The organism is Sedimentibacter saalensis, from assembly GCF_007830175.1.
Taxonomy (GTDB): Bacteria; Bacillota; Clostridia; order Tissierellales; family Sedimentibacteraceae; genus Sedimentibacter; species Sedimentibacter saalensis.
This window is the reverse complement of record NZ_VLKH01000005.1, coordinates 168,530-194,528: the sequence shown is the minus strand read 5'-3', so window position 1 is coordinate 194,528 and position 25,999 is coordinate 168,530. Positions and strand designations below refer to the sequence as shown.

Sequence of the window (25,999 nt, the reverse complement as noted above, 5' to 3'; positions counted from 1 at the left end):
GCTCCTATTCAAAATTTATTTCTTTTGTTACATACGGCTCATTATCCATAAAAATTTCAAACACCTGTATTCCTGAACCTTTTAGGTTTACAATTATACTCTGTTCTGAAGTTTTAACCTCCTGTGAATAAACAACTTCACGTCCGCCGTCTGTAACTCTCTGAATAACTACAGTTACTTTATCCTTGTCTTTTGGAAGAGCAATAGTCAAAGGATATATTCCTTCATATGTCGGTTCTTCTGTTCCAGGTTCCTGTGTGCCAGGTTCTGTTCCAGGTTGTTCTGTGCCGGGTTCTTCAGCTTTTCCTGAGCTTACGGTCATCCATATTGATGTTCCCTGTTCAACTTCCTGTCCGGCAGTAACACTTTGTCTCATGACCTGGCCTGCTGGTACTTCATCGCTTGGCTCTTCAGTGACTTCTCCAACTGCAAGATTGTTCTGTACTATGAGAAGTTTTGCAGTTTCAAGTCCAAGCCCTGCAAGATTTGGCATCTTCACATAAACAACCTTAGGTCCCAGGCTCACAACATAGTCAACTTTATCCTTTGCCTCAGCTGGATTGTTTGCTGTAGGATATTGTTCAATAATCTGACCTGCAGCATATTTGTCTGAATTTTCTTCAGTGACTCTTCCTTCAGACAGTCCTGCATCAGCAAGTATTATTCCTGCTTCGATTGCATATCTTCCCACAAGGTTAGGAACAGTTATTTCCTTTATACCCATGCTCACAACAACTTCAAGAGGATAATCTTCCTTTAGCTTTGCGCCTTCATCCACACTTTGTTCAATTACTTCACCTTCCTTGAACTCCGTTGAAAATTGTCTGTCAGATACCTTAAACTCCAGGCCTAAGCCTTCTACAATTTGTTTAGCTTCATCTTCATTTCTTCCGATTAAATTTGGAACGGTTATTTCAGGCACATATAAAAATGCCCTGAATGCAATTACTCCTCCTATTAAAGCAACAACCAAGGCGCTTAAAATTGCAGCCACTGTAATTTTTGTATTTTTGCTTTTTTGTGCTTTATCTTCCATGTCTGTCTTTTTTTCCTTATGTTTATCCTCATTGCCCGTCGAATCAGTTTCTCCGAAAAAGCTTCTGAATGCATTGTCCGATTCTTGGTCTATTATGTCGATGTCAATTACTTTGTTTTCCTTAATATCACCTATGACAGGCAAAACCATTGTAGGTGAATCAATTATTTCTTCATCTGTTTTAACGGATGATGAAATTCCGTTCAATGAATCAAGTTTTCTTATTAATTCATCAGTATTTTGAAATCTGAAGCTCTGGTGCTTTTCCAGGCACTTCATTATTATGTCTTCAAATCCCTTTGATATTTGCAGATTTTTAACTTTCTTTGATGGAGGCACCGGTTTTTCCTGTATTTGTTTCATTGCAACAGAAATATGATTGTCTGCATCGAAAGGTACAACACCTGTTATCATTTCATACATTACAATACCCAGTGAATAAATGTCGGATTTGTCATCAACATATCCGCCACGGGCCTGCTCAGGAGAAAAATAATGAACTGAACCAATGACATTTGAAGTGTTGTTTATTGTGGAGCTTGTGGCAGCTCTTGCAATTCCGAAATCAGTTACCTTTGCAATTCCTTCTTCGGTTATGAGAATGTTGTGGGGCTTTATGTCCCGGTGAACTATGTTGTTTGAATGAGCATGCTTTAATGCTTCAGCAACCTGACGTGAAATTTTCAAACTTTCAGTTTCTGAAAGTCTTCCTTTTTTGTTGATGTATTTCTTAAGGGTTTCTCCCTTTACATATTCCATAACAATATAATAAATATCTCCCTCGATTCCCGTATCATAAATGTTTACAATATTAGGATGAGCCAGACTTGCTGCTGAAAGTGATTCCTGTTTAAACTTTGCAACAAAATCAGGGTCTGATATGAGTTCGTCCCTAAGTATTTTAATGGCTACAAAGCGATTTAAGACATTACATCTTGCCTTATAAACATTAGACATTCCTCCGCCGCCTATTTTTTCTATAATTTCATATCTATTTCCTAATATTCTACCTATCATAAGCTTCACCTCTAGTGATATTGTCAACAATAATTATGGTAATATTATCAGTTCCTCCATTATCATTGGCCATTTTTATCAGTTTCTGCACGCTTGAAGAACAGCCGTATTCCATTATGGTTTCAAGAATCTTTTCGTCTGACAAATGAGTTGTCAGACCGTCGGTGCACAATAAAATCACATCATTTTCAAAAATTTCTATTTCAAATATATCTGCCTGTACAGTTTCTTCGCTGCCTACAGCTCTTGTAATAACATTCCTCTTGGGATGATGCTTTGCTTCTCCCTTTGTTATTTTACCATCCTTCAAAAGTTCGTTCACATATGTGTGATCGTCTGTGAGCTGAGTAATTTCATTGCCTCTTATTACATATGCCCTGCTGTCTCCAACATTTCCTATGTATGCAATATTCATTTCAATATCTATAACAGCCATGGTAACAGTAGTTCCCATTCCGTTGCACTCATCTTTCACAAGGGCTTCTTTTCTTATTTTAGTATTTGCTTCTTCAACGCTTTTCATTATAAATGACGGCGGAAGAAAATTTTCTTTTTCACAGTCCTGTTTGAAGCATTCTCTTATGGTGTCAATGGCTATTGAGCTTGCTACTTCCCCGGCCTTGTGTCCGCCCATGCCGTCAGCAACAGCATAAAGGTTATACCTGTTTGTTTCTTCAACTATTAAATTGTCTTCATTGTTTTCCCGCTTTAATCCCTTGTTTGTTTCATAGTACACCTTCATAAGGCACCTCATATTTTTAAAAAATTATTTCTGAGCTGACCGCATGCAGCATTGATGTCGCTTCCGAGTTCTCTTCTAACTGTGGCATTTATTCCGTTTTCTGTCAGCAATTTTTTAAATTTTTCTATATTTAGATTTTCAGAAGGCTTTATGTCGGCCTCCTTCACATAGTTACATGGTATTAAATTAACATTTGCAAGCTTGTTTTTCAAAAGATGAGAAAGCATCACTGCATCTTCTGGAGAATCATTGAAGCCTTTAATCATTATATATTCAAATGTAAGTCTTCTTCCTGTGGAATTAATGTAGTGGTCGCAGGCTTTCATAAGCTCGGGAAGTTTGTACTTCTTTGCTGTTGGAAGTATTTCCTCTCTTTTTTCCTGAGAAGGAGCATGTAGTGATATGGCTAATGTGATTGGTATATCTTCATCCGCAAGCTTATAAATGTTTGGTACTATACCACATGTTGAAAGAGTAATTTTTCTCATGGATATATTTTGACCTCTTTCATCATTTATAAGTTTTAAAAATCGTATTACATTGTCATAATTGTCCAGAGGTTCTCCGGAACCCATTATTACAACATTTGATATTTTTTCCCCTGTATCTTCCTGAATAAGATATATTTGTCTGAGCATTTCGGCTGCAGTAAGATTTCTTAAAAACCCGTTTTTTGTGGATGCACAAAAATGACAGCCCATTTTGCATCCCACCTGGGATGAAATGCATGCGGTGTTTCCAAACTTGTATTTCAAATACACGCTTTCAACCACATTGCCGTCCTCAAACATAATAACATATTTTTTTGTTTCATCCAGCTTGGACTCAAGCTTCAATTCTATTGTTGATTTTGTAAATTCATATTTTTTTGCAAGCTCTTCTTTCGTCTTCTTGCTTACATTTGACATTTTGTCGAAAGAGTCAACAGTCTTTTCATGTATCCAGTCAAAAATCTGTTTGGCTTTAAATTTCGGCTCACCAAGTTCTGTCATTGCCTTTTCCAGTTCTTCAAAGCTTAACTCATCTATTTTTATCATATATTTACCTTCTTGTTTAATCTCGTACAGTTGCCCAAATTATATCATAACCTTTTAATTTTCGCAATAAAAAAGCCATCCATACCATGAACGTGTGGATATATTTCTATGTATCCTTTTTTTGCATCAGGAAAGTCATTTATTTTGTCTGAAAAATCTTCAAGTGCAAAACCTTTGTTATGCTTTAAAAATTCCATAACAATGTCGAGATTTTCTTCCTTGTTTGTTGTGCATGTGGAATACACCATCATTCCACCCCTTTTCAGGTATTTAGCAGCATTTTCAAGTATTTTTAACTGTATGTTTAAAATTTCTTTTATTTCAGCTTCTGTCCTGTTGTACTTGATTTCAGGTTTTCGTCTTATTATTCCAAGTCCTGAACAAGGCACATCGGCAATTATAAAATCAGCCTTTTCAATCAATGTCTCATCAGTAACAGTGGCATCATATGCCTCAGCTTTTATATTGTTTAATCCAAGCCTTTGTTTTTCTTTTTCAATGAGTGAAAGTTTTCCCGGATAAATGTCCCTGCTTAAGATTTTACCAGTGTTGTTCATGATTTCTGAAGCGTTTAAAGACTTTCCTCCAGGAGCTGCACACATGTCTATAACAAGGCTGTCTTCAGCCGGATTTAATATTTGTCCGGCCAGCATGGAGCTTTCGCTTTGTATGGAAAAAAGACCTTTTTTGTATTCTTCGGTCTTGTCTGTTTCAATAGGATTTAAAATTCGTATTCCCTTATGAGCATATTTGCATCTTTCTGCAATTATTCCTTTTTCATTGAAAATTTTCAAAAGTTCATCTCTTGAAATTTTCATGTTGTTCACTCTTATTTCAAGTGGAGCTTCAGCATTGTTTGCTGACAAAACTTCCTCGATTTTATTTTTTCCAAACTGCAGCTGCCACCTTTTTATCAGTTCAGCGGGGTACGAATATTTTACGCTTAAATATTCTTCCCGTGGTAAATGTTCCATTTTTTCAAGCAGTTCTTTTTTTTGTCTTAATATGTTTCTTAATACACCATTTACAAATTTTGATGCCCTTATGTTTCCCTTGTCCTTAATGTACTGCACTGATTCGCTCACAACCATGTTTTCATAAGAGTTGTCGAGGAAAAACATCTGATACACAGCAAGGCGAAGCACAACAAGAACATCTGTCTCCATTTTTTTTGTCTTGGTGTTTGACATTTGATTTATTATCCAGTCGATAAACATCAAATGTTCTACAACACCAAGCACAGATTTCCTGTAAAGAGCCTGATGCCTTAAATCTATATTTCTTATGTCATTGCTTATTACAATGTTTGAATAGGATTTATCCTTGAATATTTTTTTTAATGTTTCTACAACCTTTATTCTATAGCTGTCCATATGTACCTCGGTAGCTTATTAAAATTTATCATTTGAGAATCACATTTTCCGGAAATTTGTTTCCCCTTAAATATGCTTCAACATCCACCTTATTTTTACCCGGCATCTGAATTTCCTTTATTATAAGTGTTCCAGTCTTGCATGATACGTAAATTCCATCCTTTTGAACCTTCTCAACATATCCGGGCTCATGTCGAGTTTCTTCATCATTGAAATCAGAGCCATACACTTTAACAAATTTGTCATCAAGACTGAAAAATGCAGTTGGCCACGGAGAAAGTCCCCTGATTAAATTATGTATATTTTCCGCGCTGTCATTCCAATTGATTCTTTGAGTTTCTTTGTTAAGCATTGGAGCATATGTTGAAAGAGCATCATCTTGTTTTGTTCTTGTTATTGAATTGTCTTGTATTTTATTAAGAGTTTTTATAAGAAGCTGTGCTCCCTTTTCCATGAGAATGTCGTGAAGCTGTCCTACGTTCATATATCTGTCAACTTCAATTTCATCCTTAAGCAGCATGTCTCCTGTGTCAAGTCCAACATCCATCATCATTGTTGTGACACCTGCGTGTTTATGGCCGTTTATGAGTGCCCAGTTTAATGGAGCTGCGCCTCTTAATTCAGGAAGAATTGATGCATGGACATTGATGCAGCCAAATTTAGGCATGTCAAGAATTTCCTTGCTTAATAACTGTCCATAGGCAACAACAACAATGATGTCTGCATCACAAGACCTTAAAACCTCTATATTTTCACTTTTTTTGATTTTATCCGGCTGAAAAACATTTAACCCTAACTGTTCTGCTTTTTCCTTGACAGCGGATTTTTTTAATTTTTTTCCTCTTCCTGACGGTTTGTCTGGCTGTGTCACAACAAGTTTTATTTCATGACCGCTTTCGTGAAGCTTCGTCAGTGTCGGAACTGCAAAATCAGGTGTTCCCATAAATATAACTTTCATACTATCACCTATTTTTCTGTTCTGTCAATGAATAACACACCATCAAGGTGATCAATTTCATGACATATTGCTCTTGCTAAAAGTCCTTCAGCTTCAACTGTTACTTCATTGCCATCTTCATCTGTGTATACTGCAGTAACATTCATAGGTCTTTTTACCATTCCTTTTGTTTCCGGTACACTGAGACACCCTTCCTGATCGGTTTGCTCTCCTGAAGATTTTATGATCTTTGGATTTATCATTTTGTAAATGTTACCGTCATCAACGTCTATGGTCACCACTCTTTTCAAAATCCCTACCTGTGGAGCAGCAAGTCCCACACCGTCATTTTCATACATTGTATCAAGCATGTCATTAAGAAGCATCTTTATTTTATTGTCAATGACACTTACTTCTCTGCTTCTTTTTCTTAATATTTCGTCTCCGTTAAATCTTAAATTTCTTAAAGCCATATTTCCTCCTATACTGTATCAGTGTTGATGTTGATGCTTATTTTTATATTTTCAATGTCTTTGTCCAAGTAAACAGTTCGCATGATGTCTTTTACATACTGCAGACTGCGTCTTGAAACCTTCAGGAACAAGTTTATCCTGTACTCATCATTTACTTTGTAAATAGAATGTGGTATTGGTCTGTACAACAATACCATCCTTTCCTTTACCATGTCTTTAACTTTTATTTGCAGCTCATTATATTTTTCATTGGCAGTATCAACTGCAAGTTTTTCATTTTTTGAAATTACACATATATTTATTATATTTATAAACGGAGGAAAAGCAAATTCTTTTCTTAAGCGCAATTCTTCCTTCATAAACATTTCATAATCGTTGTTTTTTGCAGCATTGATTATATAATTTTCCGGCTCATATGTCTGAATGAACACCTTTCCCTTTTTGTTTCCTCTGCCGGCCCTTCCGCTGACCTGAGTTATGAGCTGAAATGTTTTTTCGCTTGAATTGTAAAAGGGAAGGTTTAAAAGAGCATCTGCCGACAAAACTCCAACTGTTGTAACTTCCGGAAAATCGAATCCCTTTGCAAGCATTTGGGTTCCAATCAGTATATCAATTTTTCCATCCTTGAAATCATTGTATATGTTTTCGTAGCTAGACTTTCCTGACATGGAATCCACGTCCATCCTGGCTGTATTGGCTTTTGGAAACAACTTTTTCACAAGGTTTTCAACCTGCTGAGTTCCGGCGCTGAACTGCTCTATTTTATCGCTGCCGCACTTGGGACATGTATATGTCATTATTCTTGTCCTGCCGCAGTAATGGCATTTAAGAACATTTCCCTTAATATGGTATGTCATGGAAACATCGCAATGGTCACATTTTGCCACGTATCCGCATTTTTTACAGGAAACAAATCCCGAGTATCCTCTTTTGTTCAGGAATAAAATAACCTGTTCCTTTTTTCCTAAGGATAACCTTATGCTTTCATAAAGTTTTTCACTTATAATAGTGTTGTTTCCTTTGTCAAGTTCCTTTGACATGTCAATTATTTCAACATCAGGCATTTCACTGTTCTTGGCTCTTTGATTAAGCTCAAGAAGTTCAACTTGATTTTTTAGTACCATTGAATATGTGTTTAGAGAAGGAGTAGCAGAGCCAAGCACTACTTTAGCGTTTAAAATAACAGACATCCTTATGGCAACTTCTATTGTATCATATTTTGGAGTTGTGCTTGACACATAGCTGTCTTCATGTTCCTCATCTATTATTATAACCCCTAAATCTTTAACGGGAGCAAATATTGCAGATCTTGCACCTATTATAACATCAACTTCCTTGTTGTATACCTTGTTCCACTGAATAAATTTTTCTTTTTTACCAAGTTTGCTGTGAAAAACCGCAATCTTATTGCCGAATCTTTTTTTAAATCGTTTGATTGTCTGTACTGTGAGAGAAATTTCAGGTACAAGCACAATTGATTGTTTGTTTTGTTTTCTGTAATGCTCTATGACATTCATGTACACTTCGGTTTTTCCGCTTCCTGTTACTCCATGGAGAAGAAAAACATTATTTTTGGAATTCAATATGTCTTCACATGCATATGTTTGTTCTTCGTTAAGCATGAGAGCTTCTTCCTTTTTTGTTTCTTCTTCCTCTTCGTACAAAACAAGGTCTTGAGTTAAAATTTCTTTTTTAAGGAGGTTGTTTATTACTGCCTGAGATACATCCAAGTCATTGACTATTTTTTTGATATTGACTTTTTTGTTTTGTTTCAGATAATTTATTATTTTAATCTGGCTGGGTGTTTTGTTTATGTCATATTCATCTATTGTTTTATATTCCCTGAGGCTTAACAGCTTTTCATAGGATCTTTTCCCACTTTGCTGCTCACTGCTTGTCATGTCTATTATGTTTTTATCCTTCAGGCTGTCAAGAAGTGCGTAAATGTCTTTTCCTGCATAGATTTTTTTCAGTTTTTCAAGTTCAATAGATCCATTTTTAATTATTTCAAAGAGAGACTGTTCTTTTTCGCTCAATGATATTTCAGCGAACAATTCTTCTTTTGCACTGATTAAAATGCTGTGCTCGTACTTAATCATGGAAGGTATCATGAGTTTTACGGCATCGGAATACTTGCACACATATCTTTCTCTTATCCATGATATGAGCTTTATCATCTCTAAAGACACCACCGGCATATCATCTATTACATCAATAATGCTTTTGATTTTATTGTCCGGAATGTCCCATGATGATGACACTGAAACTATTAGACCGTCAATAATATGCCTGTTTCTTCCGAAATTGACAGTAACTCTTTTTCCTGCCTGGACTTTTTCTTCAAGTTCAGCCGGAACACCGTAGGTGTATAGCTGGTCCGTGCTTTTTGAATTGTTGTTTAAAATTAGCTGCACACAAATATTATACATGTTACCCCCGATATCAGACATACAGAAAAAAATCAGTCAACAGACTGATTATATTTATTGTTCATCTTCCTCTTGCATATCTAATTCTTCATTTGAATCTTCAGATTCTGAATTTTCTAAGTCTAAAGCTTCCTTTTCTTCCTGTTCTTTTTTGAACTGGTCATAATTGTAAATTGCATCAAACTGATGGTCATAGAACTCTTCTATGGCAATTCCCACAGGTTTATTTGTAGGAGTTTTAATGAGTATGTCAGAACCGTCAATTATCTGCCTTGCTCTTTTTGAAATAATTGTTACAAGTGAATAGCTGCTGTCAACCATGTCATTTAGTTTATCTATGGAAATTTTTTTCATATTATACCTCTCTTATTTTGTTTATTATTGCTTTCTTTCTTACAGCGCGGTTTTTTTCCGCAAATATGATGTGTTTTATTTTATCAACTGCAGTCTCAACCTCATCGTTTACAACCACATAGTCATATTCGAAAGCATAGTTTAGCTCATCGTAAGCGCACTGCATTCTTTTCATTATAACTTCCTTTGAGTCAGTTCCTCTGTTTTCTATTCTCTTGTTGAGTTCTGACAAAGAAGGCGGCAGGATGAAAATGAAGACGCCCTTTGGATAGTTTTTCTTCACCTGCAATGCTCCTTGAATATCTATTTCAAGAATTATATCATTTCCTTCCTCAAGCTGTCTGAATACTTCGCTCTTGGGAGTTCCGTAATAATTCCCGTACACTTTAGCATATTCGAGAAATTCATCATTATTTATTCTTTTTATAAAATCTTCTTCATTTATAAAAAAATAGCTTATTCCTTCTTCTTCACCTTCTCTTGGTTTTCTAGTAGTAGCCGACACCGAGACTTTTAAATCCTTGAACTCTTCCTTAAGCCTTGAGCAGATAGTTCCCTTTCCTGCACCTGAAGGTCCTGATATCACCACTAATAATCCGTCGTCCATTGTACACCTCTGTTACTTTATATTGTGGTTGTTGTTATCAAACCTCTGAGCCATTGTGTCAGGCTGAATAGCTGACAAAATAACATATTCGCAGTCTGTTATTATTACAGCCCTTGTTTTTCTTCCATATGTTGCATCAATTAGTTTTCCTTTTTCCCTTGTTTCCTGTATAACACGCTTTATAGGTGCTGACTCGGGACTAACAATTGCAATAATTCTATTTGACAATGCTATATTACCAAATCCTATGTTAATAGTATTATTTGACATATTATCTCCTATTCTATGTTTTGTATTTGTTCTCTGACTTTTTCCAGAAGGTTTTTTATTTCAATAACCATTTGAATAATATCCAGGTTCCCGATCTTAGAACCTATTGTGTTTATTTCCCTGTTTGCTTCCTGAATAATAAAATCAAGCTTTCTTCCTACAGACCCACCTGTTCTAAGAGCTGCATCAAGCTGAGACATGTGGGATTTAAATCTTACTATTTCTTCGTTTATATCGCTTTTATCCGCATATATGACTATTTCGTTGTATAATCTGTTTTCATCCAATTCATAGGTGCTTCCCAGAAGTTCCTTTATTCTTGCTTCAAACTTTGTTTTGTAATCCTGTACAATTGTTCCCGAATTCTTGGCTATTTCATCCATGAGCTCAAGAATTTTTGCCATGCTTGACCTAATATCGCTCTCCAGCTGTTCACCTTCAATAAGCCTCATTGCAATAAGATTCTTAACCGCATTGTTCATGGCAGCTTCAACACATATGCGAAGCTCTTCTTCGTCTTGAGTGTCTTCCTTAGCCACGAGTACATCCTGGAATTTTATTATTGTATCAAGGGATGCACTGCTTGTAATATTCAGTTCATTTCTGATTTCATCAATGGCGTCTTTATACTGTTTTGCCAGGCACATATTCGGAACTATGACAGTATCTGATTCACTTATGTAGTCAATATTGATATATACGTCTATTCTACCCCTTTGCACTCCATTTTTCAAGATTTTTCTGATGTTATCTTCAAAAAAGCGCAAATGTCTTGGTGTTTTAATGTTTATATCGCAATATCTGTTGTTGATTGTCTTTATTTCTGCAGTAATGCTTCTTTTGCCGTCATTGTGTTCGCCTTTGCCGTAACCGGTCATACTTATTATATTAGCCATTTTAATCTCCAATATTTTTATTTATAAGTGCATATTCATTATAAAAGCCGCAGAGCGACTTTCTTATTTATTCTTATTATAACATCAAAATGCAAATAGTAAACAAAAAATAAATAATTTCCATGACATAATAAGCTTTTTGCTGTACAATACTATTATTAATTAAGAATTAAGAGTTAAGAATTAAGAATTAAATTCAACATTTAAAAATTCAACTAACCATAATTATTAATTATTCATTCTTAATTATTAATTGATAGGAGGATAATATGTCTTTAGACGGTATTTTTTTACATAGTATAAATGATGAACTTAACAATAAATTAATAGGTGCAAGGGTTGATAAAATTTACCAGCCTGATAAAAATGAAATTGTAATTTCTATAAGAAACGGCGGAGAAAACTATAAGCTGCTTTTAACTGCCGCAAGCAGCAGTCCTCGTATTCACCTCACTGACGTTACAAGAAAAAATCCAGAGCAGCCTCCCATGTTTTGCATGCTTCTTAGAAAACATCTGACGGGTGCTCACATAACAGAAATAAATCAGCTCAATATGGACAGGATACTTGAAATTTCTTTTGAGTGCAAGGATGAGCTTGACACAACTGTGCATAAATCATTGATTATTGAAATAATGGGAAAACACAGCAACATAATATTCATAAATAAAAACTCAAGGATTATAATTGACTCCATTAAAAGAGTGGCAGAAAATGTAAGCAGCGTAAGACAGGTTTATCCAGGCCTTGTTTACGTCACTCCCCCTGCTGACAAAAGAAATCCGCTTGAAACAAGCAGAGAAAAGTTTTATGAAGCAGTTAGACTCTCTTTTAAAGGTATGTATGTCTATGATTTTTTGTATAAAAATTTCATAGGAATGAGTCCTTTCATAAGCAAGGAAATTTGCTTTTTGGCAGAAATAAATGAAAGCACTTATATGGGAGAAATCACTGAGCTTCAAACAGAAAAATTATGGTTTGCATTTAACAGCATAATCCAAAAAACTATAAGCGGCCATTATTCTTTTAATGTATATTTAGATGAAAAAAAAGGATTGTTTGACTTTTACTGCCTTGATGTGGAGTATCTTAAATCCATGGACAAAAAAAACTACCCTTCGCCAGGCAGCATGCTTGATGATTATTATTTCGAACAGGATAACAAGAATAAAATTAATCAGAAAGTTTCAAGTCTTTTAAAAAGTATAAATACAAAAATAGACAGAGACAAAAAAAAGGTTGAAAAGCAAAGAAACGAGCTGTTAAATGCTGAAGACCGTGACAAATACAGGATTTACGGAGAGCTTATAATAGCAAACCTTCACGTTACACCTGAAAATCACAAGCTTAAAGTTGTAAATTACTACGACCCTGAAATGAAGGAAATCACAATTCCCCTGGATCCAAAGCTTAATCTTAACCAAAACAGCCAGAAATTTTTCAAACGGTACAACAAGCTTAAAAATGCCGAAGAAGAGCTTCAAAAATTTATTGAAACTGCGCTGTCAGAAATCAATTACCTTGAAAACATATTGTATTCAATTGAAACATGCGAAACAACAGAGGATTTAGATGACATATACACCGAACTTATTGATGAAGGATTCATGAAGAAAAAGGGAAAAATAAAAAAATCCAAGGAATACAAAAAAGAATTTGCAACATATGTTTCGTCAAAAGGACATGAAATAATTGTAGGAAAAAACAACATTCAAAACGACATGCTCACATTTAAAATAGCCAAAAAGGAAGATTATTGGTTCCATGCCAAAGACATGCCCGGTTCACACGTAATAATAAGAACAAACGGTGATGAACTTGAAGATGATGAATATGTGGAAGCTGCAAAAGTTGCTGCATTTTACAGCAAAGGAAAAAATTCCGGTTTTGTAGAAGTTGACTACACAAAAAAGTCAAACGTCAAAAAACCTGCCGGTGCAAAACCGGGCTTTGTAATATATGACACAAACTACTCCATGCTTGTGGAGCCTGATATTTCAGCGATAAATTTAAAACAATAAAAAAGTTGCTCCGCAACTCCGCTAGGGGGACCTATGTCCCCCTTCGGCGCCAAAAATACTAACGTATTTTGGCTGAGCACCCCCCTTGACGGCAAGGGCGTCCCGCCCTTTGCAATCCCCGTTTTTTATATACTAGGAAAGAGAACTTTCCTAGTATATAAAAAACTGCCAAGGATTTATATTTTCCTTGGCAGTTTACTCTTTCAATAAAAATATTCTTTTACAGCAACATACATTATTGCTTCTATAACAACATAAATAATCCAGGCTCCCAGTAAAAACAGTCTGTTTACATACAATCCTGCCCACAATAACAATATCATGAGAATCTGAAGCACTTTGTTGTTTTTTTCTTCGTGTTCCTGAGGAAACTTATATTTTTTTGTAAGTGCAAACAAAATTTGCGTTACTACAATTGCAGCAAGTGAATATACGGCATAGTCTACATCGTCAAAAAAAATGAAAAAGTTTAAGGTTCCTATTAGCAGGACGTTCACCCACATTCTGACTATATAAAAATATTTGTACATATTCTCTCCATGATTATATCATTAAAATTATTCGTTAATGAGCACCTGGCTTGTTCCGTCTGTTTCTTCCAAATGAACACTAATTCTTTCACTTCTTGATGTGGGCACATTTTTACCGATGAAATCTGCACGTATGGGAAGCTCTCTGTGTCCTCTATCTATTAACACTGCAAGCTCAACATTCTTTGGTCTTCCCCTGTCAACTATGGCATCAAGGGCAGCCCTTACGGTTCTTCCTGTATAAAGAACGTCATCCACAAGGACCACAGTCTTGTCTTTTATGTCAAAATCAAAACTTTTTACAGACATGGGAGCCATATCGTCCTTTTCCAGATCATCTCTGTAATATGTTATGTCCAGAGGAAAAACAGGAACCTTTGAGCCTTCAATTTCTTCTATTTTTTTTGCAAATCTTAATGACAAAGGCCATCCCCTGGTTTTAATTCCAACAAGCACAACATTGTCAACGCCCTTATTTTTTTCTATAATTTCATGGGCAATTCTAAAAACGGCTCTTTCTATTGCTTTTTCATCCATTATCAAAGCTTTTGCTTTCATTGAATTTTCCTCTCTGATACTAATCTATTATTTTTAAAACTCTTTGGAAATATTCAGGAAGTTCTGAATCAAACTCCATGTATTCTCCGGTTGTGGGATGTATGAAGCCCACTGTCTTTGAATGCAGAAGCTGGCCTTCCAGACCGAACTTATTTAATTTGCTTCCGTATACATCGTCCCCTACTACTGCATGGCCAATGTACTTCATGTGCACCCTTATTTGATGAGTTCTTCCGGTTTCAAGTTTCAGCTTTAAAAGGGTGTACTTGCCGTATCTTTTCACAACCTGGTAGTTTGTGACGGCATTTTTGCTGTTTTTCGTTGTGACCGCTCTTTTTTTTCTGTCCTTCTCGCTTCTTCCAAGAGGAGCATCAACTTTCCCAACATCATCCTTTACATTTCCTTCTACCAGCGCATAATAAATTCTGTTGATTGAATGTTCTTTTAAACAAGCAGCAAGAAAATTGTGGGACTTGTCATTCTTCGCCACAAGCATGAGGCCTGAAGTGTTCTTGTCAAGGCGGTGCACTATGCCCGGGCGCATGACTCCGTTTATGGAAGAAAGATCTTTAAGATGATACATAAGACCGTTGACCAATGTTCCTCCATAGTGCCCTGCAGCAGGATGAACAACCATTCCTTGGGGCTTGTTTATTACTGCAAGGTCGTTGTCTTCATAAACTATATTTATATCAATGTTTTCTGCCTTCACGTCAAGAAGCTCAGGTTCCGGAATTATTATTTTAATAACATCATTTATTTTAATCTTGTAGTTTGACTTAATGAGTTTTTCGTTAACTGTTACCCTGCCATCAGCAATTAGTTTCTGCACTGAATTTCTTGACATGTCTTCAAGTGACATAGAAATATATACATCTATTCTTTCACCATTTTTGTCCGCCACAATCACTGTTTCATTTTCATCTTCTTCGGACAATTCATCAAAATCATCAATGAAAAATTTGCTGTCATCCATTAATATCACTCTTTTCAAATTTGTTAAAAAGAATCAATATAATCATTAAAATAGTTCCGCACACAACAAAGCTGTCAGCAATGTTGAATATTGGAAAATTGTAAAAACTTCCGAATCTCACATCTATAAAATCAACCACGTGTCCAAGCCTCAGCCTGTCGATGAAATTTCCTATTGCTCCTCCGGCAATCATGGAAATTGAAAGCCTTGACACAGGTGTCAAATTCTTTGCCATAAAAAACATGTAACCTAAAATAATCAGCATCACAACAGTTGCTATAATAAAAAACCACAGCTGGTTTTGCAGTATGCTGAAAGCTGCTCCTTTGTTTTCCGCGTATGTAAATCTTAGAAAATTTCCTATTAATTTGATGGATTCTCCGTCTTTAAGCTGATTTACAGCCCAAAGCTTTGTAAGCTGATCTGAAACTATGGAAAACAAAAATATAATTCCTGCTAAAATATTCATATGTACCTCTTCTTAAACATAATGCTTAACTTCTATTTTATATTTGCCGCTTTTGGTGACACCGGACAGTCTGGAAATTTTAAAGCGGCCAAACTTGCTTATGGAAATCATATCACCGTCTTTTACTTCCTGAGAGATTTTGTCTTCTTCTCTGAAGTTGACCTTTACCGCTCCTCCTCTTACCATGTTTGCTGCCTCTTCCCTGGATTTATTGGCAACGTGCTTCACAATGCTGTCAAGGCGCATGGATGAGCTTGTGATGTTTAAAATCACATGTTCCTGTTCTTTAAACAACGTGTTTTCAAGTTTTACTTTTTCTGTTTCTATTTTATTGTGCCCGATTAAATCCATGTTATAAATAATGTAGTCGGCAATGTCACTATTAACAACAACATCAGCAAAATCCTCATAAACAAAAATATCGCCTGTTTTGTTTCTGTCTATACCCAGTGACATTATGGAACCCAGATAATCTTTGTGATTTAATTTCTTGAACTTTGACTTGTTCCTGATGCGAATGGTTGTTATGTAATCATCCTCATTTATTTCCTCAAGATAATCAGGGTATAAAATGAAAACTTTCCTCTCACAGAGTTCAGATGAGGGGAAAAGTTCAAATTTAACGTCAAAATTTCTTATAATCGGACTGCAAAGCTCTGCAACATAAGGATTTGTAAATTCCGTAACAACAGGAACATAATTTTTGCTCACCTGCAAAGCTTTGTCAGCTATTTTTTTCACAGTGTTTTTTGTTTCATCATCTTTTATAAAATCATAATATTTTTCAAAATCTTTCATCTCGCACCTTATAAGGCATAAACCAAATTCTGCAACAAATTTATTAATAAAAATGCCAGTATAGGAGAAAAATCAATCATTCCCATGCCTAATCCAAGTTTATCTAAAATTGCTCTGCAAGGAGCCATTATGGGCTCTGTCATTTGATAGATAAAGTTGGAAACCTTTGAGTATTGTAGGGTTGGGAAAAATGAAAGCAGTACTCTGACTAGTATTAAAGAATCTATAATTCTCAATAGTATGCCAAGAGCCAATTTAATAGTGTACATAAGCGCTCCTTAATTATTTGTAATTAAAATTCCTTTCAAATCTGTCGCTAAGTCTTCCGTCAATTTGAACATTGTTAGGAGCTATAACGAAAATTCCGTTTGATATTTTTTGAATGCTTGCTTCAAGTGCATATACAGCACCTTTGATGAATTCAAATACTTGTTTCTGATTTTCCAGTTCCATTCCTTCGATGTTCAAGACTACAACTTTTCTGTTTTTCAGTTCGTCAACAGCCTTAGTGCAATCTTCGTACTTTTGAGGCTCACAAATGAAGACTTTCATGTCAGTGTTAGAATGAACCTTAATTACATTGTTTTTCTTTGTATAAGTTTCCATTCTGTCATTTTTGCTGCTCTCGAATTTACCTTCAGCAACAATTTCCTCCTCTTCATAATCATCTTCCAAATCATTGATGCCGATAAAATCCTTTACTTTGTCCATTACTCCCATTTACTTATCCTCCTTGTATATTCGTTTGCCAAATACAGCCGTACCAATTCTGACTATATTTGATCCTTCTTCTATTGCTATTTCAAAATCATTTGTCATGCCCATGGAAAGATACTTCATTTGGGTGTTCTTGAGGTTCATAGAAGAAATCTTATCAAATATATCCTTCATCTTCTTGAAAACCCACCTTACATCTTCGGGATTCTCGCAGTAAGGTGCCACCGTCATGAGTCCCATAACCTTTATATTTTCAAATTGCTCCATGGAGCTGACAAAATCGTATACTGAGATTTCATTTATTCCAAACTTGCTTTCTTCTTCACCTATGTTAAGCTCAATAAGTATGTTTGAAATTATGTTGTGCTGGGAAGCTCTTTTGTTGATTTCAGCAGCCAGTTCAATACTCTCGACTGAATGAATGAGCTCTACCTTGTCAATTATGTACTTAACTTTGTTTTTTTGCAGATGTCCTATCATGTGCCATTTCACCTGAAGGTCCTGAAGTTCATCATACTTGTTCATGATTTCCTGAACTCTGTTTTCCCCGAGGTTTTCAAGCCCCCCCATAACAGCTTCCCTTGCTCTTGAACCGTCAACAGTCTTAGATACCGCTATTATTGTTATGTCTTCAGGACTTCTCCCGCATCTTAAGGCTGCTTCATTTTTTCTTTTTAATATTTCGTCAATATTTTCCTTTATGCTCACTTTATCCTCCTATTCTGCAATCTGACCTTCATAAACCTTGTCAGGTTCAAGTATCACCTTGTCGAAAGTCTTAATTGTGGAGTAACTTTTATCATTTATGTTTATTATTCTTCTCTCATTTTCCCCTGAATATTCTCCGCTAGAAACTATTGTGACGTCACCGTTTTGACCAAGTATTTCAACCGGGAAAAATTTAATTATGTTGCTGGCATCTTCCACGTAAACTCCGTCCAGACCATCCTTCTTTGTTATGGCAGCTGAACTAATTTTAAGCCCATCATGTATATCGGTTATAATTTGCAGATTTACATACCGCTTATCATATATTTTATAAAAATAATCGTCAAAATACAAAATAAGCACTGAACTTTCGCTTCCGTAATTAATTTTTTTAATATAACCCCATAATTCATGGTCAGAACCATCTGAAAGAACCCTTATCTTTACGTACTTGTTTTCTTCAAACATTTTTGCTTTTTCGTTATCAACGGTAACTGCTATGTAGTACTCGAAATTTCTAATTATTTTATAAATCTTTTCATCCCTTGCAACAGTTTCGCTCTGTTTTTTGTCTGAAATAGTATACTCCTGTTCTTTTGTACCGCTTGGAGTGATGTTTAAAACATCCTGAAATTTATACACGTCTTCCAAACCGTCTATTTTGTATGTGATTATTCCGGCCATGCCGGAATAGTAAGGAACCTTGTTTGTGGATACGCTGCTCATAAGGCTTTTTTTCATGTCTTCAAGCTGCTTTACATCATATTGTTCATATTCTCCGCCGGAATAAGTTTCTATGCTGTTATTATCTACTTGTCCAACAATATTATACATTGCATCCAGATCATTGTTTAAGATACTTGCTTGAATTTCTGTTTCATATGAAGAAAGAGCTTCAATTGACAATGCTTTTTCAGATGAAGCACTGTTATCTTTGCTTTTTTTCAAGTCAATGGCAGTTTGTACTTCTTCGATTTGCTTATTTATCTGGGCAGAGTTTGTGTCCGTGTTAAGATCTGCCACAAGCTGTCCTTCTTTTATTTTTGTTCCGTCATCAAAATAATATGTGACACTGCCATCAAGTGATGCAGTATACACTTCTTCATCTTTTACCACTATTCCGGAAGATTCGATTACGTCTTCCAGATTGCCGTCTTCCGCAACCATTATGTCAACTGAACCGTTAATATTTTTAAATATATATATAACCAGGCAAACTGTTGCGAAAGAAAAGAAGAAATTTTTCAACCCAAAGTTTTTTCTTGCCATTTTCAAGCCCCAAATTTTTTATGTACTGATCATAACAATCAGCCTGACTTTTAATTACTGATTTTATTGTTGCTGCATTTATGTGCTGCATCATAAAAAAGCCTTTATATGCCATAAATACATTATAGCACGAATTTCATTGTTTTTGCAAGTTATATATGCATGTTTAACAATTAATATTACAATATTTATTGACAAATTTCAATATATATGACATTTTTATATATTTTGCTACAAAATTAAATATATAAAAAAAAGTTGCTCCGCAACTCCGCTAGGGGGACCTATGTCCCCCGACCGCGCAAAAAATACTAACGTATTTTTTGCTGAACACCCCCCTTGACGGCAAGGGCGTCCCGCCCTTTGCAATCCCCGTTTTATATACTAAAGTATATAAAAAAATGGGGTTTCCCCCATTTAAATTATTAAAAATATTATACTTCCGGAACCGTCATTCACAATCTTTTCAATTGTCTTTTTAAGTTTCTTCCTTGCATTCTCAGGCATTGCAGTAAGTTTTGATTCAAGCTGCTCATCCACAAGGCTGTACAGTGTCTTCCCGAATATTTCAGCATCCCATATGCACTGTGGATTGTCTTTCATTTGTTCCATTAAATGATTCATAAGGTCTTCACTTTGTGCTTTGCTTCCTATGACAGGCGAAACCTCAGTATTTATGCCTGCGTTGAAAATATGAAGCGAAGGTGCCTGAGCTTTTATTTTGATTCCATACCTGCTGCCTTCCTTGAAAACTTCCGGCTTGTCGATTATCATGTCTGCAATGCCCGGAGACACGTATCCATAACCCTTTGTTTTGGCGTCATTAATTGCAGCTTCAACCCTGCTGTAGGAATCTTTTGATTTTGATAAATCGCCTATGAGCTTCAAAATCTGATGCTCTCCAGTAATTTCTTCACCGGACAGTTCACTTATAACTTTGTAGTAATATGAATTGTCAAGATCGATTTTCAAGTTTATGCATCCTGTTCCAAGCTCTATGTCTTTTACAAAATAATCTTCAACATAGTCATTTTCTGCAGAAAAAATGTTGTCTGCATTGAAGTCGCTCAATTTGTAGTAGTCGCTGAAATCTTCCTTCAATGTATTGATTAAATCTCGTTTTAAAGAATAATCATATGTAAGTCCGTCAAACCACCTTGGAAGATCAACATTGATTTCTTTTATAGGGAATTCATACAAAACATTTTCAAGTACATTGTCAATGTCTTCTGTTTTAAGGTTCATGCAGTCTAAAACCATTACTGGAGCATCATATTTTTCCTTGAGCTGGACAGAAAGAGCCTGAGTGTTTTCATTCAAAGGATGCATAGAATTTAAAATAATTACAAATGGTTTGTTTATTTCTTTAAGCTCTTTCACAACTCTTTCTTCCGCCATGATGTAGTTGTCTCTTGAAATGTCGGTAATGCTTCCATCTGTTGTTACCAATACGCCTATTGTTGAGTGATCCTTTATTACTTTTCTAGTTCCAATTTCTGCTGCTTCGGCAAAAGGAATCGGGTCCTCGTTCCAAGGAGTGCTTACCAATCTTGGAACTTCACCTTCCATGTTTCCTATTGCACCGGGTATCATATATCCTACGCAGTCTATGAGTCTTAAACTTGCATGAATGTTGTCCTTGAAAGTAACTTTTACAGCATTTCCAGGAACAAATTTTGGTTCAGTTGTTGTAACAGTCTTGCCTGTACCGCTTTGAGGCATTTCATCCTTTGCTCTTTCTCTGATATATTCATCTTCTATATTCGGCAGCATTACATTCTCAGAAAATTTTCTGATAAATGTAGACTTTCCGGTTCTTACCGGTCCCACTATTCCCAAATATATTTCGCCCTTGGTTCTTTTAGCTATATCCTCATATATATCTAAATTCGTAATAATAATCCCTCCTCCGTTATGCACTTTCGTATACAATTAATTTATATGCCCCCCATAATCTGTTTATTCCAAAAAATGTACAAATTATTTTATAAAAAATTTAGTAAAATTAAGAATTAAGAGTTAAGAGTTAAGAATTAAGAATTAAGAATTAAAAGAAAGGATTTGCCCTTTGGGGCAAATCCTCACAATAATTTTTCATTCTTCATTCTTAATTCTTAATTGATTAAAGCTTTTCTTCTTTTTTGTCTCTGAGCATTAGCTTGTTGACCGTTTCCTTGACGTCTGCATTGTTTTGGAGCAAGTCATACATTGCATTTACAATGGGCATTTCAACATTAAGTTTTTTTGAAAGCTCATATGCAGCATAAGTTGTTGAAATTCCTTCAACCACCATGCCCACCTTTTTTGCAGCTTCTTCCTTTGAATAACCCTGTCCGATTAGGTATCCTGCATTCCAGTTTCTTGAAAACTTGCTCATGCACGTTACCATCAAATCGCCTATTCCGGACAATCCAAAGAATGTTTCAACATCAGCTCCCATTGCAATTCCAAGTCTGGCTATCTCCACAATTCCCCTGTTCATGAGAGCAGCTTTTGCATTGTCTCCGTATCCTATTCCGTCAGAAATTCCGGCTCCCAAAGCAATGATATTTTTAAGCGCTCCTCCAAGTTCTGCCCCTACCACATCATCATTTGTATAAACCCTGAAATAAGATGACATGAACATATCCTGAATTTCAGATGCGGCTTTTTTATCTTCACAGGCAACTGTAATTGCTGTAGGCATTTTAGCCACAACTTCCTTTGCTATGGATGGACCTGTAAGATCTGCAAAAATGCAGTCTTCCGTTTCTTCCCTGACTATGTCTGAAACAAGGCACATAGTTCCCATTTCTATTCCTTTTGAAGCATTAATTATAATTTTATTTTTTTTGTATTCGCTGTTAATTTGTTTAAGAACGCTTCTTATTTTTTGTGTTGGCGTAACAATTAAAATATATTCAGCGTCTTTTAATGATTCGTTTATTTGGGATGTAAACACTATGTTGTCCGGAATTATTACACCCGGAAGATATTTCTTGTTTTCTCTTTCTGTTGTTAATTCCCTGCATTGTTCTTCATCACGAAGCCATACAGTAACCATGTGTCCGTTTTCAGAAAGAAGTTTGGCAAGGGCTGTTCCCCAGCTTCCTCCCCCAAGCAGAGTTATTCTTTTCTTCAAGTCATCATCTCCTACAATTTGTTTTCTTTGCCATTTAAAATTCTTTTTATGTTTTCCTTATGTCTGTAAATAGCCATGGTTCCTATAAACAAGCAAAAAATGAACAATGACATATCAAACGGTCTTACAAAAATACCCGCTGCCAGAGGCGCCATTGCCATTCCGATTATAGATCCTAGTGACACAGTCCTTGTAGCTATTATAACCACAAGCCCCAAAACAAAACATATCATGGTTACAAAAGGACTGGCGATTATCATTACGCCTATAGTTGTGGCAACTCCTTTTCCTCCCTTGAAATTCAAAAATACCGGCCAGTTGTGTCCTATTATTACCATGGCTCCAGCCAGGTACATTCCGGTAACTCCTAAAGTTTTTCCAATCAATACTGCTATTACACCTTTTAAAACGTCACCAATAAAAACCATTGCTCCGATTTTCTTACCGAAAGCTCTTATTGCATTTGTGGCTCCAGCATTGCCGCTTCCGTAGTCACGGACGTCCTTTTTTGTAAAAATCTTGCCAAGAATGTAAGCAAATGAAATGTTTCCCAATAAATAAGATATGATTGCTATAAAAAAGTAATTCATAAAACACCTCTCGCTATAAAAATTCTGCAGCAAAAGATAAACTTTTGCTGCTCTATATTAATTTAGTTGCCCTTTTCGCCTCTGCTTCTGAATTCAATTATTATTGGTGTTCCCTTATATTCAAAAGAGTCTCTTATTTTGTTTTCAATATATCTTTGATATGAGAAATGCACTATTTCACTGTCATTAACGAATATCAAAAACTTTGGTGGATTAACTGCAACCTGTGTTCCATAAAATATTTTCAGCCTTTTTCCTCGAACCATTCTAGGCTGATTCATTAGAACTGCTTCTGTTATGATGTCATTTAAGACGCCTGTTGAAACTCTTAAGTTTCTGAAGCTGTAAACTTCATCCACCGCATCTAAAATTTTGTTGACTCTCTGACCGGTGAGGGCTGAAACTGTCATTATAGGTGCATACGTTGCATATGCAAGACTTTTTCTTATTTCATCCTGGAATTCATTGAAAGTGCTGTTGTCCTTCTCGATTAAATCCCATTTGTTCACAACAATTATCATTCCCTTGTTGTTGTCGTGAGAATAGCCTGCAATTCTTATGTCCTGGTCTGTAACTCCCTTGTCTGCATCTATTACAAGAATGCAAATATCTGCTCTTTCAACAGCTGCAAATGCCCTCAAGACACTGTATTTTTCCACAGTCTCGCTCACTTTGCTTTTTTTTCTTATTCCTGCTGTATCTATTATTGTATATTTTTGTTCGTTTCTTTCAAACTTTGTGTCTATGGCATCCCTGGTTGTTCCGGGAATGTCGCTTACTATTACTCTGTCTTCACCTATGATTCTGTTGATTATGGATGACTTTCCTGCATTAGGTTTACCGATTACAGCAATTTTAATGCTGTCATCATCATCAGCTGTGTCCATTGTGTCATCAAACTTTTCAATTATGATGTCAAGAAGGTCCCCGATGCCCAATGCTTCAGAAGAAGATATGCTTACAGGCTCTCCAAGCCCAAGATTATAAAATTCATAGATGTTGTTGTTGTTTACAAACTTATCCATTTTGTTAACAACCAGTATGATTTCTTTTTTTGCCTTTCTCAGCATCTGTGCAACTTCCGCATCCGCAGCAGTGACACCTTCTTTTCCGTCAACCATAAACAAAACCACATCAGCCATGTCAATGGCTATTTCAGCCTGAAGTCTCATCTGAGCAAAAATTGTGTCTGTTGTGTTTGGCTCTATACCGCCTGTGTCAATTAAAGTGAAGTGATTGTCCAGCCATTCGCATTCAGCGTAAATTCTGTCCCTTGTCACTCCCGGTGTATCTTCTGTAATTGATATTCTTTTGCCGGCCATTCTATTGAAAAGCGTAGACTTTCCTACATTAGGTCTGCCCACTATTGTTACTATTGGTCTTGCCATTTTTTCCTCCGTTATTTTGTTATCAGATTAAGTAACGTTTCACCATCCACGTCACATACCTGAACTTCCGTATTTAATTCTCTCTTTAAATCTTCCACCGTCATGTCGTCAAGCATTACATTGTTGTCATTTATCATGTTTATAGGCAATATTATGTTTTTGTAATTTTTACCCTTAAGCTGTTCTAGTATGTCTTTTCCGGTAGTCAGTCCGGAAACCGTGATTTTTTCTCCGAAAAATTTGTTGATTATTTTTACAGTGTTTATTTTAACCGGAATTTTACTCATTATTTTTTCTGAAAGTTCAATCATCAAATCATAAGCAGCAGCTCCGGTCACAAATGTTATTTCATCATATTTTGGCTTATGATTTTCATAATCATCCAAATTGTCTATAATCTGCTGTTTAAAAAGCCTGCACATTCCTATTCCATTTTCAAGCTGATCAAATTCCTCATACTCATCGTAAGATGGAAAATCAATCTTGCTTTGAATGTAAAATTCATCGGCAATGAATATGAAGCGGGTTTTAAGCTTTTTATAAAGTTCATGTTGAAGCTTTGTAACCTGCTCTACAACTTTCATTGCGCTTTCTTCGTCAAAAGGTTTCAAATCTGCAAGTTTTTCCCTGTAATTTGTAAGACCCACAGGAACAACTGCTACGCTTCTTAGACCCGGATGAAGAGAAGACAAATCTCTTATTGTTTTTTCAAGCTGCGTTCCATCATTCACATCTCTTACCAGAACTATCTGGCAGTCAACGGTTATGCCTGCATCGATTAACTTTTTAAGATAAACAAGTATATCAATGTCCTTGTTGTTTCCCATCATGTATTTTCTCAGTTCAGAATCCGTTGTGTGTACAGAAACTTTAATAGGACTTATTTTGTACTTTACAATTCTATTAATTTCATCGTCAGAAAGATTTGTAAGCGTTATAAAGTTGCCATAAAGAAACGACAGTCTCGTATCATCATCCTTCAAGTAAAGAGACTTTCTCATTCCCTTAGGCATCTGGTCAATAAAACAGAATATGCACTTGTTTGAACATACCTTTATGTTGTCCATGAGGGGGTTTTCAAACACTATGCCGATGTCTTCGTCATAGTCTTTTTCAATTTCCAATTCCCAGATTTCTCCGTCCTTTTTCTTTACTTCAAGCACTATCTCGTCATCAGAAATTTGATATTTATAATCTATGTAATCTTTTACACTGCAATTGTTAACAGACACAAGCTCATCGCCCGGCTCAAGTTCCATTTCTTCAGCTATGCTGTTTTTCAATACCTTTACAATTATATTTTTCATTTCGTTGTCCTTTATCTATACTTCACGCACATTATAACATAACTGTTTCGTCCACTGCAATGTAATTTTATAATACCATTTTGAATTTATTGCACAAACAGGACGGTTCTAAAGAACCGTCCTGTTTGTCTATGTCTTAGTGTTATTTTATTAATCCTGTTGAGGAGCTTCTACTGGACATACGCTAGCGCATGCTCCGCAATCAATACAAGTAGCAGCATCTATAACATATTTGTCATCACCTGCAGAAATAGCGCCAACTGGGCATTCTGCCTCGCATGCGCCGCAGCTTATGCATGCATCTGTAATTTTGTAAGCCATTGAACTCACCTCCCTATTATTGTCATTCAACATTTTAACATTATTTGTCCACATT

General features: G+C 35.8%; 27 protein-coding genes. 1 reads left to right on the top strand and 26 read right to left on the bottom strand.

Annotation, left to right across the window (positions count from 1 at the left end):
- Positions 1-4: 4 nt before the first annotated feature.
- From pknB to LY60_RS10805, 11 genes are read right to left on the bottom strand one after another with little or no spacing between them, the layout of a single operon-like run.
- The gene (gene pknB / locus LY60_RS10855) at positions 5-2,053 is read right to left on the bottom strand and encodes a Stk1 family PASTA domain-containing Ser/Thr kinase (RefSeq protein ID WP_145083401.1); all 2,049 of its coding nucleotides are present in this window, start codon (positions 2,051-2,053) and stop codon (positions 5-7) included.
- Positions 2,043-2,795, bottom strand: a complete 753-nt coding sequence (locus tag LY60_RS10850; protein WP_170226179.1) for a Stp1/IreP family PP2C-type Ser/Thr phosphatase — start codon at positions 2,793-2,795, stop codon at positions 2,043-2,045. Before LY60_RS10850 ends, pknB begins: the two co-directional genes overlap by 11 nt.
- Before the next feature lie 8 nt (positions 2,796-2,803).
- Entirely contained in the window at positions 2,804-3,832 is a 1,029-nt protein-coding gene (rlmN, locus tag LY60_RS10845; protein WP_145083396.1) for a dual-specificity RNA methyltransferase RlmN, read from the bottom strand.
- Positions 3,833-3,876: 44 nt separating this feature from the next.
- Entirely contained in the window at positions 3,877-5,205 is a 1,329-nt protein-coding gene (rsmB, locus tag LY60_RS10840; protein WP_145083393.1) for a 16S rRNA (cytosine(967)-C(5))-methyltransferase RsmB, read from the bottom strand.
- Between the two features lie 28 nt (positions 5,206-5,233).
- Positions 5,234-6,163 (bottom strand): methionyl-tRNA formyltransferase, encoded by a 930-nt coding sequence (fmt, locus tag LY60_RS10835; protein WP_145083390.1) that lies wholly within the window; start codon positions 6,161-6,163, stop codon positions 5,234-5,236.
- A gap of 8 nt (positions 6,164-6,171) precedes the next feature.
- Positions 6,172-6,615, bottom strand: coding sequence for a peptide deformylase (def, locus tag LY60_RS10830; RefSeq protein WP_145083387.1), 444 nt, complete (start codon positions 6,613-6,615; stop codon positions 6,172-6,174).
- A gap of 8 nt (positions 6,616-6,623) precedes the next feature.
- Positions 6,624-9,044: a primosomal protein N' gene (gene priA, locus LY60_RS10825; RefSeq protein ID WP_170226178.1), complete on the bottom strand. Its 2,421-nt coding sequence runs from the start codon at positions 9,042-9,044 to the stop codon at positions 6,624-6,626.
- Positions 9,045-9,098: 54 nt separating this feature from the next.
- A complete protein-coding gene (rpoZ, locus tag LY60_RS10820; protein WP_145083381.1) occupies positions 9,099-9,398 on the bottom strand; it encodes a DNA-directed RNA polymerase subunit omega in 300 nt (99 codons plus the stop codon).
- A gap of 1 nt (position 9,399) precedes the next feature.
- Complete coding sequence (gmk, locus tag LY60_RS10815) at positions 9,400-10,005, bottom strand: guanylate kinase (RefSeq protein ID WP_145083378.1); 606 nt, start codon at positions 10,003-10,005, stop codon at positions 9,400-9,402.
- Positions 10,006-10,017: 12 nt separating this feature from the next.
- The gene (locus LY60_RS10810; protein WP_019228517.1) at positions 10,018-10,275 is read right to left on the bottom strand and encodes a DUF370 domain-containing protein; all 258 of its coding nucleotides are present in this window, start codon (positions 10,273-10,275) and stop codon (positions 10,018-10,020) included.
- Positions 10,276-10,283: 8 nt separating this feature from the next.
- Positions 10,284-11,171, bottom strand: coding sequence for a YicC/YloC family endoribonuclease (locus LY60_RS10805; protein WP_145083375.1), 888 nt, complete (start codon positions 11,169-11,171; stop codon positions 10,284-10,286).
- A gap of 269 nt (positions 11,172-11,440) precedes the next feature.
- On the opposite strand from LY60_RS10805, the gene LY60_RS10800 reads away from it, so the two are divergent.
- Entirely contained in the window at positions 11,441-13,192 is a 1,752-nt protein-coding gene (locus tag LY60_RS10800; protein WP_145083372.1) for an Rqc2 family fibronectin-binding protein, read from the top strand.
- 203 nt (positions 13,193-13,395) lie between these two features.
- On the opposite strand, the gene LY60_RS10795 is transcribed toward LY60_RS10800, so the two are convergent.
- The 15 genes from LY60_RS10795 to LY60_RS10725 form a co-directional block, all read right to left on the bottom strand.
- Entirely contained in the window at positions 13,396-13,722 is a 327-nt protein-coding gene (locus LY60_RS10795) for a hypothetical protein (RefSeq protein WP_145083369.1), read from the bottom strand.
- Positions 13,723-13,749: 27 nt separating this feature from the next.
- Positions 13,750-14,280 (bottom strand): bifunctional pyr operon transcriptional regulator/uracil phosphoribosyltransferase PyrR, encoded by a 531-nt coding sequence (gene pyrR, locus LY60_RS10790; protein WP_145083366.1) that lies wholly within the window; start codon positions 14,278-14,280, stop codon positions 13,750-13,752.
- Positions 14,281-14,299: 19 nt separating this feature from the next.
- Positions 14,300-15,256, bottom strand: a complete 957-nt coding sequence (locus LY60_RS10785) for an RluA family pseudouridine synthase (protein ID WP_145083363.1) — start codon at positions 15,254-15,256, stop codon at positions 14,300-14,302.
- A complete protein-coding gene (gene lspA, locus LY60_RS10780) occupies positions 15,249-15,725 on the bottom strand; it encodes a signal peptidase II (protein WP_145083360.1) in 477 nt (158 codons plus the stop codon). Before lspA ends, LY60_RS10785 begins: the two co-directional genes overlap by 8 nt.
- 12 nt (positions 15,726-15,737) lie before the next feature.
- Entirely contained in the window at positions 15,738-16,523 is a 786-nt protein-coding gene (locus LY60_RS10775; protein ID WP_145083357.1) for a YlmH family RNA-binding protein, read from the bottom strand.
- Positions 16,524-16,531: 8 nt separating this feature from the next.
- On the bottom strand, positions 16,532-16,792 hold the full coding sequence (locus LY60_RS10770; protein ID WP_019228525.1) for a YggT family protein: 261 nt from the start codon (positions 16,790-16,792) through the stop codon (positions 16,532-16,534).
- Positions 16,793-16,805: 13 nt separating this feature from the next.
- Positions 16,806-17,243, bottom strand: a complete 438-nt coding sequence (locus LY60_RS10765; protein WP_019228526.1) for a cell division protein SepF — start codon at positions 17,241-17,243, stop codon at positions 16,806-16,808.
- Positions 17,244-17,948, bottom strand: a complete 705-nt coding sequence (locus tag LY60_RS10760) for a YggS family pyridoxal phosphate-dependent enzyme (RefSeq protein ID WP_145083354.1) — start codon at positions 17,946-17,948, stop codon at positions 17,244-17,246.
- Between the two features lie 9 nt (positions 17,949-17,957).
- Positions 17,958-19,217 (bottom strand): biotin/lipoyl attachment domain-containing protein, encoded by a 1,260-nt coding sequence (locus LY60_RS10755; protein WP_145083351.1) that lies wholly within the window; start codon positions 19,215-19,217, stop codon positions 17,958-17,960.
- 417 nt (positions 19,218-19,634) lie between these two features.
- Positions 19,635-21,149 carry a stage IV sporulation protein A gene (spoIVA, locus tag LY60_RS10750; RefSeq protein WP_232233043.1) on the bottom strand — a complete coding sequence of 505 codons (1,515 nt, stop codon included), beginning with the start codon at positions 21,147-21,149 and terminating at the stop codon, positions 19,635-19,637.
- Between the two features lie 190 nt (positions 21,150-21,339).
- Positions 21,340-22,338, bottom strand: coding sequence for an NAD(P)H-dependent glycerol-3-phosphate dehydrogenase (locus LY60_RS10745; RefSeq protein WP_145083348.1), 999 nt, complete (start codon positions 22,336-22,338; stop codon positions 21,340-21,342).
- 11 nt (positions 22,339-22,349) lie between these two features.
- Positions 22,350-22,928 (bottom strand): glycerol-3-phosphate 1-O-acyltransferase PlsY, encoded by a 579-nt coding sequence (gene plsY, locus LY60_RS10740; protein WP_145083345.1) that lies wholly within the window; start codon positions 22,926-22,928, stop codon positions 22,350-22,352.
- A gap of 62 nt (positions 22,929-22,990) precedes the next feature.
- Positions 22,991-24,316, bottom strand: a complete 1,326-nt coding sequence (gene der, locus LY60_RS10735) for a ribosome biogenesis GTPase Der (RefSeq protein ID WP_145083342.1) — start codon at positions 24,314-24,316, stop codon at positions 22,991-22,993.
- Between the two features lie 11 nt (positions 24,317-24,327).
- Positions 24,328-25,623 (bottom strand): DUF512 domain-containing protein, encoded by a 1,296-nt coding sequence (locus LY60_RS10730; RefSeq protein ID WP_145083339.1) that lies wholly within the window; start codon positions 25,621-25,623, stop codon positions 24,328-24,330.
- 150 nt (positions 25,624-25,773) lie between these two features.
- Positions 25,774-25,998 carry a DUF362 domain-containing protein gene (locus LY60_RS10725; RefSeq protein ID WP_376752529.1) on the bottom strand — a complete coding sequence of 75 codons (225 nt, stop codon included), beginning with the start codon at positions 25,996-25,998 and terminating at the stop codon, positions 25,774-25,776.
- Position 25,999: the final 1 nt, after the last annotated feature.